Below are 14,057 nucleotides of genomic sequence, written 5' to 3' on the forward strand. Positions count from 1 at the left end.
TTGTCACCGTGGAGGCTATTATGATTGAAGTTAATTCTTTTGCTGAGCTGAGAACCACTGCACCTGCTAAATCAGGTGATATTGCGGCACTCAAACGCTATTACGATAAAGACGCCACCTTTCACGGCGGCGGCGATTTTGTCGGGTTTGTCTCTGCCACCACGCTGGCCGATGACTCCGGTACGGTCGCGACCGGCAACGGTTTTTACTGGAAACGTATCATTAACGACCCGGATGAGCTCAACCTGTATCACTTTGGCGCGAAGGGCGACGGCGTCACTGACGACAGTCCGGCGTTCAAACTGATGCTGGCGTGGTCGCAGAAGTACAACAGCAATATTAAGGATCTCGGGGTGCGTTTCCCGGCCGGGAAATTCCTGCTGAGTCCGATGGATCTGTCGGCAACGGAAATGGCGTTCTTCTATATTCAGGGGGATTACAACCCGCATGGCGCCATGCCACGAACCACCATTATCTCCGATAAATCCACTAATCCGGTCTTTTTGGTGAAAGCCCGCCGGACGGTCATTCAGGGCATCACCTGGAACGGCCAGTCCAATGCGGATATCGTTGCCAATACAGCAGCGATTGCTCCGACGATGTGTTCCAATCAGCAGCCGTTTTTTGTCAACACCACCACCGCGGGTCAGTCGGTGCTGGTTACCAGCTTCCGTGCGCAAAACAATGGCGGTACGGTTATCAAAGTTCAGGACACGCTGGATACAAAATTCGATCAGGTTTACACCCTCAACACCTTCGCAAGGGTTCTGGACGTCGGCTGGTCGGGCACGACGACGGGCGTGTGGGATCACTCAACCGCTATTGAAATCTCCAACTGTAACTTCCAGACCGGTTACGGCGACGCTACGCTTTATATGCCGCGTGTTACCCAGGGGCTGCTGCGCAATATATGGATTGAGCATACGCGTTATCCGGGCAATCTGAGTGAGGGGCAGTGGTTGATTGAAGCCCTGAGCCTTGAAGACTGTGCCACGCCGCTGGATATGACCAACAGCCGCGTGCAACTTCGCCAGCTCAATCTTCAGGCCGGGGCGACGATGAACATGGATGCGAATCTCACCACCCGCTGGCTTTCCGGCTACGAATATGGCTGGCGCAGGGACGAAAGCTTCGGCACGGCCATGACCGGCTCAATGAAGGCCGGTTGGTACAGTGGCTACCGGATAACCAACACGTCCGGCAGCGACAAATGGTATCGCTTCGGCAAGTTAACCATGCCAAACGATAACCAGCAGTGGGTGGTCGAGATCGTTAGCAAAGGCACCAATGATTCGCTGAGCGGCACGGCAGGGAATCCGGTGACCACGATGGCGTCCTGCCTGACGTGGCTGAACATCTCGCGCTGCGCCAACGCGATTTATGCTGATATTCAGCATAAAGGTTTTCCGGCGGTATTAGACGTGAAGCTCAACAGAATTGGCCTGACCTACGTGGAGGTCTGGGTGAAGCTCAAGGCGTCCAGCGGTGACACGGTGTTTAACCTCACCTCGACCGGCCCGACGCGTTTTGATGCCGGCGTCTGTAACCTGTTCACCGTCGACCTTAGCGAAGTGACCGACACATCCACTATCGGCACCACCTCGCCAAATGCGCGGATGAGTTTCCATAACGGGTTGGCTGGTTTTGGCGCAAACGAGAAGGGCGTGTTGACGCTGGCGACAGCGACGGCGGTGGCGCCTGGCGCAACCACGCCGACAGGCTATATCACCCTTAACATTAACGGCACGGACCGCAAAGTCGCTTACTACTAAGCGATGGCCGCCAGGGAAGGCGGTTTTTTTTATGCTGCATAAACTGGTTATGGAAATGTTAAGGAACTTTAGGAAAACGGAGCAGTCAGAACCTGTACGCGTTAACTAAAGAAGGATATATGCATGAGTGATAATGAAGAAACTAAGTTGCCGACCGATCACCTGCGTGACGTCACTTCGCAGTTAAAAGAGATGCGCCATTATGCGCAGACCAACACGGAAATGCTCTCGACCCACTGGCTGGCTTTCGACCAGGGAGAGTATAAAAATCCGGCGTTCGCTGAACGAATTAACGATTTACTGACCCGGCAGGGCGGCTTACTCGACGAGCTGGATAAATTTATCCAGGATCTCGAAATCGACGTTAACCGCATCGAAAACGAAGCCTGACGGTTCACAGCAGTAAAATCAGCCCGCCTACATGGCGGGCTTTTTTTTATTTACAGAACAAACTGCGGGCTGACGCGGTTGCGCCCGCTGGATTTAGCAATGTAGAGCTGCTCATCGGCAGTCTTGATCGATTCATCAAGGCTGGCGGGATGGGTGAGATTCAGCCTGCTGACGCCGATGCTGATGGTTACGCTGAGATCATGCTCATTAAACATAATCGTGTTACGTTCCACGCTTTGACGCAAACGTTCTGCCAGCAGTAGCGCGCGCGGTTGTGAAATTCCCTCAATCAAAATCAAAAACTCCTCACCGCCCATTCGACTGATCATTGCTTTCTGTAATAAAGATTGCTGAAGACGCTCTGCGGTTTTTGCCAGCACGATATCTCCGGCCGCATGGCCCCAGGTATCATTGATGCTTTTGAAACGGTCGATATCAATCACCAGCACTGCCCCAAAAAAAACATGCTGCCTGCCTTTGCCCTGGGTTAACGCATCCAGTCTTGCCGCCAGGCCGCTTCGCGTCAGCGCACCGGTCAGGTAGTCATAGTCGGCGCGTTGAGTGATGCGCGCCAGCAGCCGTTTATTCGCACTGGTGCTGAGCGCAACGATGAGCGGACTGACAATCATCGCGGCAACGCCAAGCCGTGCAGACGCCAGGCTATCGATACGAAAAAAGTCATCCGTGCCCTGAATATTCAGCATATCACTGGCAACAAGAACAATTTCCGTAATGCCGGTGGCGAGCGTGAGCAGGCAGGTAAAAAAAACCGGGTAGCTGATGGCGCACCAGACCAGGGCGGGCAGCGGGAAAATCAGACTGCCGCCGCCGCCAACACCGATACCGGTCAGGGTCGACACCACCAGCGCAACCAGCGGCAGCAGGGAGCTTTGCCGCATCTCGCTACCCAACTGCGGCAGTTCGGCCCGGCGCGGCAGCGTAATAAAAAGCGGCAAAATCAGTAGCGAGGTGGAAACCTGCTCGCAAAACCACGAGATCCACCCTTTAACAAAATCTTCGTGAAAATAGTGCTGGCTGGCCAGCGAACCCACCGCAGCACAGCCCGCTGCGGCGAGAATGGAGGCCGGAAACACACGCAGAAGGGTTTGCAGATGCTGAGAGAAGGCGTGATTAAACGAGTTTGAAAGCAGCACGTTTTTGGCGATAACCATGAAAACCACATTGGCTGCCGTCATGCCCAGCGAAATCATCAGCGAACTTCCGGACATAAGATCGGCAATTACCATCGCACTAAAAATGACCGGGAAGCTGAGCCTCTGATTAAAACAGGGAAAGCGTATCATCAGGCCAGCCATGATGGCGTTACAGGGCCAGAACAGAGAAAGGGCGTTATAGCTACGGCACCAGATACCTAAGGCAGCGAAACCAAACGCAAGAAGAAACAATACGATGGTGCCAACTCTGTATTTATCATGAGGCATTGTTAAGGTTCGATATGCTTAAGAGCCATGCCGCCTGAAAATATGACGGCGCGATATCACCCCGCAAAACGGGCCAATATGACTGCGATAGATTGATTTAACGTCGCCTGATCGATAATTAATCGTGCGCCCGCAAAATTTTTTTTTGCTAATGTATATCGCAAATCCAGGGGCTTATCGAACACTAATTTATCGTGAATTCGGCTTTGGGAGCATTCTTAACCCCGATGCCCGGTAATAAAACAGGCAGCGTTAAAGTTCGTTTTTGATACAGAACGCTTCCCAACTCATCCCCAGCGCCTCTGCATGACTGCGCAGATAGGCTTCGATCGCTTCGGCAGCAACGGCTTTGTCCGGCTCCGCCAGCTGAATAGCGAAAAGCATGCCGTCCAGTTTTCTTTCACGGGTCCAGGCGGCCCAGGCGCGATCGGTTTGCAGCGCCTGAAGCTGAGGAAGCGTTATGCCAGCGCGTGCGGCGTCTGCTTCAGTGAGTGCGCTTATCGCACTTTTAATCTCCGGGCACGCCTCAAGAAAAAGTGTTTTTGCAAGGATGTAATATTCTTCGATGGTTTTCATCATGGAACCTGACAGGAGAAAAGGCGCCAGTTTACACGCTGAAAAGCCGGGTTGAAATGCCGGACGCGTCGCGGACGTCCGGCAACCGGGTTAACGCGCCGTTTCGGCGTAAATCTGCGTGACCGCTTGCTGATTGCGCGTCAGCGTTTCATCCAACGTCAGCTTACCCGCCAGTAGCGCGGCGATATTTTCGCCAACGGCATTGCCCATGCGATCGAAACCAGGAATGCTGACGTACTGCACGCCCTGATAAGGCACCGGCCCCAGCGTGGGCTGCTCAACGGACGCACTCTCTACTGCTGCCTTAACGCGTTTGGCGTAGGGCGCAAGTCTGATGTAGTCAGCCTGTTCATAGGTGGAGTTACGGCTACCCGGCGGCACCGCGCCCCAGCCCACGGTTTCTGCAACCTGCTTAATATAGGCGCGCGAGGTGGCCCAACTGATAAACTCGACCGCCTGTTGCTTGTTCGGCGCATTGGTCGGCACCGCCAGCGCCCATGCCCATAGCCAGTTTGATCCGTTGCGGGTCAGCTCGCCCGGTGCGGGCGCAAAGTCAATTTTGTCCGCCACCATCGAAATCTGCGGATTCACCAGCATGCCGGCGGCAACGGTGCTGTCCACCCACATCGCACATTTCCCCTGCGCCATCAGTCGGAGAATTTCGCCGAAGCTGTTTTTAACCGTATCCGACGGGCCGTAGTCACGCACCATCTGTACATAATCCTGCAACACTTCGCGCCATTCGGGGCTGTTGAGCATCGGTTGCCACCGATCGTCAAACCACTGTGCGCCGTAGCCGTTGGCCATCGTGGTGATCAGCGCCACGTTGTCGCCCCAGCCCGCGCTGCCGCGCAGGCAAAGCCCGTTAATACCTTTTGCCCGATCGGTCAGTTTTGCGGCGAGGCGGTTGATATCGCTCCATGAGGGATCGTCAGGCATGGTGAGGTTCTTTGCCGCAAAGAGATCTTTGCGGTAGTAGGTCATACTGCTTTCGCCATAAAAGGGCAGGGCGTAAAGCGTGTTGTTTGACGACAGCGCTTTGCGCACCGGTTTCAACAGATCGTCTGCATCGTAGTCCGCCGGCAGCGCGTTGAGCGGCGTCAGCCAGCCTTTTTGTCCCCACAGCGGCGCTTCATAGGTGCCAACGGTGATAACGTCAAAACCGGCCTGGCCGCTGCTCATCGCCGCCAGGTTCTCTTTACGCAGTTCGGCATCGCTCATGATTTTCCATTGCAGATGTACGCCCGGATGGCTCTGCTCATAGCGCGAGGCGATCTGCTGCATAATAGTCATATCGCCATTGGCGATGGTGGCGATGGTCAGGGTGGTGTCTGCCGCCGCCGCCAGCGGCAGCGACAGCATCAGGGCGAGCAGGGTAGTTTTACGCATGTCCGCTCCTTATTTCCACGCCGGGGTGAGCGTTGCGTGGATCGCATGCGCTTCAGCAGCCTGTGGCACGCCTTCCTGAAGGCGGAAGAATGACATCTTCTCAACCAGCAGTCCGGCGTGTTCGCTCACGGTCTGGCTGGCGGCGGTGGCTTCCTGCACCAGCGACGCATTCTGCTGCGTGGCGCTGTCCATCTGGGTTACCGCAATGTTCACCTGATCGATACCGCTTGACTGTTCGCGGCTGGCAATGGCGATTTCACCGACAATATCCACCACGCGGGCAACGCCGTTGTTGATCTCCATGAGCATCTCGCCGGAGCGCATCACCAGCGAACTGCCGGTATCCACTTTGCTGACGCTCGCCTGAATCAGCTCTTTGATCTCCTGCGCGGCCTTTGAAGAACGCTGCGCCAGCTGGCGCACCTCGGAGGCGACCACGGCAAAGCCGCGGCCCTGCTCGCCGGCACGCGCCGCTTCCACTGCCGCATTCAGCGCCAGCAGGTTGGTCTGGAAGGCGATTTCATCGATCACCCGGTTGATATCCGCAATGCGCCTGCTGGAGGATTCAATCTCCTGCATGGCGCCCACCGCCTCCTGCAATACGTTGCTGCCGCGCTGCGCCTGTTCACGTACCGTTACCGCCAGCTCATTGGCCTGCGCGGCGTTATCGGCATTATGTTTTACCGTCGCCGTCATCTGCTCCATGCTGGCCGCCGTCTGCTCCAGCGAGCTGGCCTGAGAATGGGTGCGCTCGGAGAGGTCATCATTACCCGCCGCCATCTGGCGGGCTGCATCATTCAGCGCCCCGGCACTTTCGCCCACCTCGCGGACAATCTCTGCAAGCCTGACGTCCATGGTCGCCAGAGAGCGCATCAGCTCGCCCATCTCATCGGAAGAGAAATGGGTGACGTGGTGATTGAGCTGGCCTTCGGCGATTGACTCCGCAAAGCGACGCGCAGCGGTAATCGCCCGCGCAATGGAGCGGATCAGCATCCAGCCGGCCACCAGCGCCAGGCAAAGGCCGATGGCAAGGATAGCAATCAGGCTGTTACGCGCCAGCGCATAAGAACTGGCGCTCTCCTCGTAGTTTTTTCCGGCATGCTGACGCATCTGTGCATCAAGCCTGTCCATATCCGCCTGTAGCGCTTCGCTGCCGCTGCGCAGTTGCGTTTCAATAATGACCAGCGCGCCGGACGGGTTGCCCGCTTTGAGCAGCTTGCCCGCTTCCGCCAGCGCAGCCTGGTAAACATTCAGTTCATCCAGCAGCTTCGCACTGAGCGCTTCGGTGCCGGGAATGCGCGGCATCGCATTCAGGCGAGTGCGATCCTGAGCGATCTGGTCGGCGTAACGGCTGATTTTTTCCAGTCGTTTATCGACTTCAGCGGGATCTGTCCAGTAGCGCAGCGCCTCAAAAAGCGTGGCGGACTGAAGCTGAGCGGTACGAAACAGCCGTGAGGTGGTTTGTAAGGGCAACAGTTCGGTACGGTAGGTGGTGGCAGCGCGCTGGTCGGCGGCGCGCAGGCCGATAATTCCCCAGACGGCGGAAACAATAAGGAGAACGCACAGCAGGCCCACGATGCCAATCAGGCGGGCGCGAATGGTCAGACGCATAGATACTTCCCCGGTTGTCGATAATTGCGGTGCGTTAATATTCACCGTCGCTATTTTTTTGCTTTGCAACTGGTTATCGGCAAATGGGGTGATGAACTTTAGACGGCGCGGAAATATTGAAGCGTGCTCAACAGGATGGCCCTGGCTGGTGCGGTGCCGCTTGCGGTACGCAGGCAGACATTATAACGTAGCGCCTGGTGGATGAGTCAGGAACTGAAAATGAAAAAGTGGATTGCTATGACCGCCGCAGCGGTTGCGCTGTCGGGCTGCGCGCAGATACCAAACTATCAAAGCGCGGTAAAAACGCCGCCGCCTGCGGCGCTTGTCGGAAACTGGCAGAGCAAAGGGCCGCAGAAAGGGTTGGTCAGCAGCGAAGCGATCGCCTCACTGATTATTACCCCGGCGGGCGATACGCTTGACTGCCGTCAATGGCAGCGGGTGATTGCCAAGCCGGGCAAGGTGACGCGCCTGGATGACGAGTGGGTCAACGTCAACGATCAGGTGCGCGTGATGCCACTGGAACTCGAAGGCGGCATGCTGCATTACGATAAGCTGGTGCTTGAAAAAGTGTCGCAGCCCACGTCAGAGTGTCAGACGGCGCTGGATGACATCAACAACGCACCAAAGGCAGAGGCGCAGCCGACGGTGAAAAACAAAAAATCGCACCCGAAGGCGATGAGAAAAAATCAGAAATCCTGAACCGTTAAATGTAAAACGCCCGCGCATGCAAGCGCGGGCTTTTTTTATGCCTGAATCACCCAAACGCTGACGCTGCCGCCGTTGCAGCGGAACAGCGCGTTGCCTTCCGAGTCGGCGGTCACCGTTTCCTGCCGATGTCCCAACAGGTCGTACCAGGTTTTCCCGGCCAGATCCGATCCGAGAGGCAGCGTTTTTTCGCCTTCGTCGCCGTTCGACATGATTACCACGCAGCCCGGCAGCGATTCCGTGCCGCTGCGGGCGAAGGCCACGCAGTCAGGATGATCGAACCAGTCGGTCTGCGCGCCGTGCGCGTAACGCTGACGCGCCTGAATCAGGGCTTCAAGCGCCGGGATCGCAGGCATCTCAATCTGACAGTTTTCGCCATCGCTGCCGCTGTCCTGATAGCTGGCGCCAAACAGGTCGGGATAGAAAACAGTCGGAACGCCCTGTTCGCGCAGCAAAATCAGCGCGTAGGCGAGGGGCTTAAACCAGGCGTCGACCGGTGCTTCCAGTGCCTGAAGCGGCTGCGTATCATGGTTGGCGACGAGGGTTACCGCGTGCCACGGATCCTTTTCCACCAGCGTGTTATTAAAAATCTGGCTCAGGTCGTAACCCGCGCCTTCCTGCGAGGCGATATGGAAGTTCATCTGCAACGGCGCGTCAAACAGCATGGTTTTGCCGTCGACCTGGTGAATATAGTGCTGAAGTTTATCCACTTCATGCGCCCAGTATTCCGCCACGATAAACATTGGCTTATCGGCGACTTCCTGAATATGATCGATCCACTGTTTATAGAACCAGGCAGGAATGTGCTTAACGGCATCAAGTCGAAAACCGGTGCAGTGCACTTCGTTCATCACCCAGCGCGCCCAGTATTTAAGTTCTTCGGTAACCGCTTTATTACGGAAATCGATGTTGGCGCCCATCAGATAGTCAAAATTGCCCAGTTCATCATCGACCTGATCGTTCCAGCCTTCACCGGTATAGTCATTGACGATTTTAAATACGCCGTTTTCATCGGGATTTTCGATGTGATCGACGCCGCTGAAGCACTTATAATCCCACACGAATCTGGAGTATTTACCGTCCCGCACCGGGAAGGTGAAACGTGTCCAGGCCTCGGCTTCGATCACCTCTTCTGCAATCTCTTCGCGGTTGTCCGGATTTACCCGATTAACTAACATCCGCTCTTTCTCATCGGCGCCCATTTTATGATTGAGGACGACATCCAGAATCACCCCAATCTGCTGCGCTTTAAGCGCATCGACCGCTGCTAATAACTGCTGTTTATCGCCGTATTTGGTGGCGCGGGAGCCTTTCTGGTCAAACTCTCCGAGGTCAAACAGATCGTAAGTGTCATAACCCACCGAGTAACCGCCGGATTCACCTTTGTAGGCGGGCGGCAACCACACGTCAGTGATGCCGGTTTCCGCGAGCCACGCGGCGCGTTCAGCCACTTCCGGCCAGAGTTTGCCGCCGTCCGGGTAATACCAGTGAAAAAACTGTAATAACGTGGGGTTATGCATGCGTCCAGGCTCCAGCAATTAACGGGATCTGAAGTATGGAGCAGGTGGGAAAAAAAGCGCGGGCCGACGAAAAATATTTTTCTTGTCGGCCCGAAAGGCAGGAAAAAACGTTAAATCATTCAGGAAACAGAACGTTGCCGGATATTCTTCCGTAGGTTGTACTGATATTACGCTGGTGCGAGCTGCTGGTAACCAGCGCGCGTAGCTCATCCATTCGCCCGGTTAATAGCGTTTTCAGCTGACTTTCATTTGCAAGAATTTCTTTGACGGCAAGTCGAATTTGGCTTTGCAAACCCTGCGGCAGGGAAGCAGGCAGTTCATTATGCGTCACTTTTTCAACGGTCTGAAGATAATCAACTTCACAATCAATGAGATCGTTCCATTTACCTTCAATGGCCAGAGAGAGCATAGACTTGCTCATATTCAAAAGCTGTTGATAGTTTACAAGCATTTCGACATTACCATTCATCAGAATGTATCCTGCAAAGGTTAAGGAGTGGGGCTAATTTCTTTCCATGCGTCAGAAATATTTGCCAGTAGCGAATCAACTTCGGTAATCGCATTCAGATCGTTATGCAAGTTGGCGTGCAGCAGGCGGCGCGTCATGTATTCGTAAAGATCGTCAAGATTCCCGGCGATTTCACCACCCGCTTCATGGTTCAGGCCTGCGCGCAGCCCGTTAGAAATAATATTAATCGCTTTGGAAATAGCCTGCCCTTTGCCCTGAATATCTCCCTGCTCAATCAAAATGGCCGCTTTTTTCATGGCGCTGTGCGCGCCATCGAACAAAAGCACCACCAGTTGATGAGGGGTTGCACTTAATACCGCGCTTTCCACGCTCACCTGGGCATAGGCCTGGATTCCTGTCTTCGCGTACATATCTCTTCCTCAACTATGAGCTTGACGAACTAAACTGTTGCGTCAAATAAGCAGCAGTCGTGTTCAACGACGATACCAACGTACTTAAATTAGTAAACTGTGTTTTGTAACGGGCCATCGTCGCTGTAATGCTCGCAGTAATCGCCGTCGAGCGCTCACTCAGCTGTTTCAGTGAACTATTTATACCATCTTGCGCATTTTGAATTGCCCCATCGCTGCCCAGAATCTTGTCGAGCAAATTACTTGTTTGTGTGGCAAATCCGGTTGTTTTTCCGTCGCCGGACAAAAAACTGATGACGCTTGATTGTTTTTCGTCCAGCGCTTTATTTAACTTAGTGCTATCCACAGTTAATTTGCCATCGACGTCCTGTGTTATACCTATCTGTGATAAAAGCGTATAATCACCGCCGCTTTGGCTGGTTGACAGCATTGAGCGCAGGCTCGTTTGAATATTTCGCAGTGTGCCATCACCCAACAGGTCGCCATTGCTGGTGTTTTGTGTGGTACTTCCCTGATCGACAGCGGTATATTTCGTCTGTGAAGATATCGTGGTCTGCAACGAATTATACGCATCGACAAACGCCTGCACCGCCGTTGTCATCGGCGAATTATCTTTTGTTACCGTTAACGTTTCCGGTTTATCTGTCGCGGTCGTTGCAGTCAGCGACAACGTTACGCCTTCTGGCGCATCGGTAATGGTATTGCTGCTGCGGGTAATATCTACGCCATTAATATTGAGCTTAGCATCAGCGGCTGCGACTTTTTGCGTCATACCATTGCTGGTGTTTGAAGCATTCCCGTCATAGCTAATATAAGCTGAAAGCGCGCTATCCGTTGTTGTTACGGTCATGGCGTTCGCGGTACCAGTATCACGCGAGGTCAGCGACAAATAATAAGTATTGTCATCCGACTTGATTATGCTCGCAGTGACGCTACCCTGCTGTTTATTAATCGCATCGCGAATATCCGACAGGCTGGTTTGGTCGCTGGTCAATGTTACTTCAAGAGGAGTAGATTGGCCGGTTTGAGCAATAGTAATCGTACGTGAGCTCAGGCTGGAATCACCAAGATCCGTAGAGCTGCTTGTCGCTGATTTTGATAGCAGCGACTGTGCTTTCGCTAATTGTGAAACCTCAATTGAATAGCTGCCGGCAGTTGCCGTGGTTGCCAGTGAAGCACTAAACGCGGTGTTAGTACTGGTAACCTTTGTTGAGGCAATTGACGAGGTATCTTTAAGGGCCGCCGCTGCGGTCTGAACTTTAGCTAATGAAGTTTGTACAACGCCCCAGGCAGTCAGTTTAGCCTTATATGAAGTCTGTTGCGTGGTAATAGGCGTCAGACGGGTCTTTTCCGCTGTTTCCAAACTGTCATAAAGCGAGCTGAGATCAAGACTGGTTCCAACACCGAGTGAGCTTACACTTGCCATAGATAATCCTTAGTTCGTTCACCATCATTGCAAGTAGTATCGGCAGTGACTGAGTAAATGTTAGAGGCATTTTAAAAAAACAATGAGACAAATAGACGTGAGAAAAGGGTCTAGTTAGACGCTTTGCTAAAAATAAAAAATAAAGTTTCCTCGAAATGAGGCGATAACCTGGTTAACGGTTAATGGCCCTGGGCCAGCAGCCCGGGTCACTCTTCATTTATAAGGAACACATCATGGCCGTAATTAACACTAACACCCTGTCTCTGACCACACAGAACAACCTGAACAAATCTCAGGCATCGCTGGGCTCTGCGATCGAGCGTCTTTCTTCCGGTCTGCGCATCAACAGCGCGAAGGACGATGCAGCGGGCCAGGCAATTGCCAACCGCTTCACCTCCAACATCAACGGCCTGACCGTGGCGGCGCGTAACGCCAATGACGGTATCTCGCTGGCACAGACTGCTGAAGGCGCACTGTCAGAAATCAACAACAACTTACAGCGCGTGCGTGACCTGACCGTTCAGGCGCAGAACAGCTCCAACTCTGCCTCCGACATTGACTCCATCCAGGCTGAAGTTAACCAGCGTATGGAAGAGGTCAACCGCGTGACCAAGCAGACCGATTTTAACGGCATCAAGGTGCTGAACACCGGTTCAGGTTCAACCGACTACAACTTCCAGGTGGGTTCAAAAGACGGCGAGCAGATCGCCATCACCATCAGCAAAAGCGACAGCTACAACCTGGCGGCAGCCGGTGTCAGCAGCGGCACGGCCCTGAACACCAAAGCCATGGCGTCAGGCACCGACACGGTCAACGGCAACGCACGTACCACTGAAGCGGTCGGCTTTGACGTGCTGAAAGGCAAGGTCACCGGCGGCGCATCCGGTACGGCGTCAGGCTCCACGCCGCTGGCCGATATCGATGCGGCCATCAAATCGGTTGACTCCCAGCGCAGCCTGCTGGGTGCGTCGCAGAACCGTTTTGAATCAACCATCACCAACCTGAACAACACGGTGGACAACCTGTCGTCAGCCCGCAGCCGTATCCAGGACTCGGATTACGCGACGGAAGTGTCGAACATGTCACGTGCGCAGATCCTCCAGCAGGCCGGCTCGTCCGTACTGGCTCAGGCCAACCAGGTTCCGCAGACCATGCTGTCCCTGCTGCGTTAATACGCGTGATTCGCAAAAAGAGCCTCATCATGAGGCTCTTTTTTTTTATACGCATACCGGCTGCCGCAAGGGCGCCCGCTGATGTCCCTCCGAAAAGTGCATGATGCCGGTGCCGGTTATTTCCGGCGTTATTCCCGCAAATTCTGCTGTTTACCCCTAAAGATCTTTTGCACCGTGACGATAACTTTATTGAAGGCGGTACGGCCATGAGCCAGAAACCTGACCCATACCCAACCTTTTAAGGAATTTTATCATGGCCGTAATTAACACTAACACCCTGTCTCTGACCACACAGAACAACCTGAACAAATCTCAGGCATCGCTGGGCTCTGCGATCGAGCGTCTTTCTTCCGGTCTGCGTATCAACAGCGCGAAGGATGATGCAGCGGGCCAGGCCATTGCCAACCGCTTCACCTCCAACATCAACGGCCTGACCGTGGCGGCGCGTAACGCCAATGACGGTATCTCGCTGGCACAGACCGCTGAAGGCGCGCTGTCAGAAATCAACAACAACTTACAGCGCGTGCGTGACCTGACCGTTCAGGCACAGAACAGCTCCAACTCTGCATCCGACATTGACTCCATCCAGTCTGAAGTTAACCAGCGTATGGAAGAGATCAACCGCGTGACCAAGCAGACCGACTTTAACGGCATCAAGGTGCTGAACACCGGTTCGGGCTCAACCGACTACAACTTCCAGGTGGGTTCAAAAGACGGCGAGAAGATCGCCATCACCATCAGCAAAAGCGACAGCTACAACCTGGCGGCAGCCGGTATCAGCAGCGGCACGGCACTGAACACCAAAGCCATGGCGTCAGGCACCGACACGGTTAACGGTAACGCACGTACCACTGAAGCGGTCGGCTTTGACGTGCTGAAAGGCAAGGTCACCGGCGGCGCATCCGGTACGGCGTCAGGCACCACGCCGCTGGCCGATATCGATGCGGCCATCAAATCGGTTGACTCACAGCGCAGCCTGCTGGGTGCGTCGCAGAACCGTTTTGAATCAACCATCACCAACCTGAACAACACGGTGGACAACCTGTCGTCAGCCCGCAGCCGTATTCAGGACTCGGATTACGCGACGGAAGTGTCGAACATGTCACGTGCGCAGATCCTCCAGCAGGCCGGCTCGTCCGTGCTGGCTCAGGCCAACCAGGTTCCGCAGACCATGC

Annotated in this window: 13 protein-coding genes; 5 read left to right on the top strand and 8 right to left on the bottom strand. The window is 54.4% G+C overall.

Going from position 1 to position 14,057, the window contains the following annotated elements; all coding sequences use genetic code 11:
- Nucleotides 1-20: 20 nt before the first annotated feature.
- Both GS12_RS14510 and GS12_RS14515 read left to right on the top strand, forming a co-directional pair.
- Complete coding sequence (locus GS12_RS14510) at nt 21-1,772, top strand: glycosyl hydrolase family 28-related protein (protein WP_034948286.1); 1,752 nt, start codon at nt 21-23, stop codon at nt 1,770-1,772.
- A gap of 123 nt (nt 1,773-1,895) precedes the next feature.
- On the top strand, nt 1,896-2,162 hold the full coding sequence (locus tag GS12_RS14515; RefSeq protein WP_034915638.1) for a hypothetical protein: 267 nt from the start codon (nt 1,896-1,898) through the stop codon (nt 2,160-2,162).
- 50 nt (nt 2,163-2,212) lie between these two features.
- Here the strand turns inward: GS12_RS14515 and GS12_RS14520 are convergent, their stop codons facing one another.
- From GS12_RS14520 to GS12_RS14535, 4 genes are all read right to left on the bottom strand, one after another.
- A complete protein-coding gene (locus GS12_RS14520; RefSeq protein ID WP_034948272.1) occupies nt 2,213-3,604 on the bottom strand; it encodes a GGDEF domain-containing protein in 1,392 nt (463 codons plus the stop codon).
- 252 nt (nt 3,605-3,856) lie between these two features.
- The gene (locus tag GS12_RS14525) at nt 3,857-4,180 is read right to left on the bottom strand and encodes a DUF6388 family protein (RefSeq protein WP_034948273.1); all 324 of its coding nucleotides are present in this window, start codon (nt 4,178-4,180) and stop codon (nt 3,857-3,859) included.
- A gap of 90 nt (nt 4,181-4,270) precedes the next feature.
- Nucleotides 4,271-5,569, bottom strand: a complete 1,299-nt coding sequence (locus GS12_RS14530; protein WP_034948276.1) for an ABC transporter substrate-binding protein — start codon at nt 5,567-5,569, stop codon at nt 4,271-4,273.
- 9 nt (nt 5,570-5,578) lie between these two features.
- Nucleotides 5,579-7,180: a methyl-accepting chemotaxis protein gene (locus GS12_RS14535; RefSeq protein WP_084089720.1), complete on the bottom strand. Its 1,602-nt coding sequence runs from the start codon at nt 7,178-7,180 to the stop codon at nt 5,579-5,581.
- Nucleotides 7,181-7,399: 219 nt separating this feature from the next.
- Here GS12_RS14535 and yedD point away from each other — a divergent pair, with 219 nt between their 5' ends.
- Nucleotides 7,400-7,879 carry a lipoprotein YedD gene (gene yedD, locus GS12_RS14540; RefSeq protein ID WP_034948288.1) on the top strand — a complete coding sequence of 160 codons (480 nt, stop codon included), beginning with the start codon at nt 7,400-7,402 and terminating at the stop codon, nt 7,877-7,879.
- 44 nt (nt 7,880-7,923) lie between these two features.
- Here yedD and amyA read toward each other — a convergent pair whose 3' ends face one another.
- The 4 genes from amyA to fliD all read right to left on the bottom strand — a co-directional run bounded on the left by amyA (nt 7,924) and on the right by fliD (nt 11,710).
- On the bottom strand, nt 7,924-9,405 hold the full coding sequence (gene amyA, locus GS12_RS14545) for an alpha-amylase (RefSeq protein WP_034948278.1): 1,482 nt from the start codon (nt 9,403-9,405) through the stop codon (nt 7,924-7,926).
- A 115-nt stretch (nt 9,406-9,520) separates the two neighbouring features.
- Nucleotides 9,521-9,874, bottom strand: a complete 354-nt coding sequence (fliT, locus tag GS12_RS14550) for a flagella biosynthesis regulatory protein FliT (RefSeq protein WP_034948280.1) — start codon at nt 9,872-9,874, stop codon at nt 9,521-9,523.
- A gap of 20 nt (nt 9,875-9,894) precedes the next feature.
- Entirely contained in the window at nt 9,895-10,284 is a 390-nt protein-coding gene (fliS, locus tag GS12_RS14555; RefSeq protein WP_034915621.1) for a flagellar export chaperone FliS, read from the bottom strand.
- 13 nt (nt 10,285-10,297) lie between these two features.
- Complete coding sequence (gene fliD / locus GS12_RS14560) at nt 10,298-11,710, bottom strand: flagellar filament capping protein FliD (RefSeq protein ID WP_034948282.1); 1,413 nt, start codon at nt 11,708-11,710, stop codon at nt 10,298-10,300.
- Nucleotides 11,711-11,943: 233 nt separating this feature from the next.
- On the opposite strand from fliD, the gene GS12_RS14565 reads away from it, so the two are divergent.
- The gene (locus GS12_RS14565) at nt 11,944-12,882 is read left to right on the top strand and encodes a flagellin N-terminal helical domain-containing protein (RefSeq protein ID WP_034948283.1); all 939 of its coding nucleotides are present in this window, start codon (nt 11,944-11,946) and stop codon (nt 12,880-12,882) included.
- Nucleotides 12,883-13,135: 253 nt separating this feature from the next.
- On the top strand, nt 13,136-14,057 hold a 922-nt coding region (locus GS12_RS14570; RefSeq protein ID WP_034948284.1), incomplete at its 3' end, for a flagellin N-terminal helical domain-containing protein.

The organism is Erwinia oleae, from assembly GCF_000770305.1.
GTDB lineage: Bacteria > Pseudomonadota > Gammaproteobacteria > Enterobacterales > Enterobacteriaceae > Erwinia > Erwinia oleae.

What these genes read in the sequence shown, in the direction of transcription:
- GS12_RS14510 (WP_034948286.1), top strand. Translation starts at nt 21, where the DNA reads ATGATTGAAGTTAATTCTTTTGCTGAGCTGAGAACCACTGCACCTGCT.
- GS12_RS14515 (WP_034915638.1), top strand. Translation starts at nt 1,896, where the DNA reads ATGAGTGATAATGAAGAAACTAAGTTGCCGACCGATCACCTGCGTGAC.
- GS12_RS14520 (WP_034948272.1), bottom strand. Translation starts at nt 3,604, where the DNA reads ATGCCTCATGATAAATACAGAGTTGGCACCATCGTATTGTTTCTTCTT.
- GS12_RS14525 (WP_034948273.1), bottom strand. Translation starts at nt 4,180, where the DNA reads ATGAAAACCATCGAAGAATATTACATCCTTGCAAAAACACTTTTTCTT.
- GS12_RS14530 (WP_034948276.1), bottom strand. Translation starts at nt 5,569, where the DNA reads ATGCGTAAAACTACCCTGCTCGCCCTGATGCTGTCGCTGCCGCTGGCG.
- GS12_RS14535 (WP_084089720.1), bottom strand. Translation starts at nt 7,180, where the DNA reads ATGCGTCTGACCATTCGCGCCCGCCTGATTGGCATCGTGGGCCTGCTG.
- yedD (WP_034948288.1), top strand. Translation starts at nt 7,400, where the DNA reads ATGAAAAAGTGGATTGCTATGACCGCCGCAGCGGTTGCGCTGTCGGGC.
- amyA (WP_034948278.1), bottom strand. Translation starts at nt 9,405, where the DNA reads ATGCATAACCCCACGTTATTACAGTTTTTTCACTGGTATTACCCGGAC.
- fliT (WP_034948280.1), bottom strand. Translation starts at nt 9,874, where the DNA reads ATGAATGGTAATGTCGAAATGCTTGTAAACTATCAACAGCTTTTGAAT.
- fliS (WP_034915621.1), bottom strand. Translation starts at nt 10,284, where the DNA reads ATGTACGCGAAGACAGGAATCCAGGCCTATGCCCAGGTGAGCGTGGAA.
- fliD (WP_034948282.1), bottom strand. Translation starts at nt 11,710, where the DNA reads ATGGCAAGTGTAAGCTCACTCGGTGTTGGAACCAGTCTTGATCTCAGC.
- GS12_RS14565 (WP_034948283.1), top strand. Translation starts at nt 11,944, where the DNA reads ATGGCCGTAATTAACACTAACACCCTGTCTCTGACCACACAGAACAAC.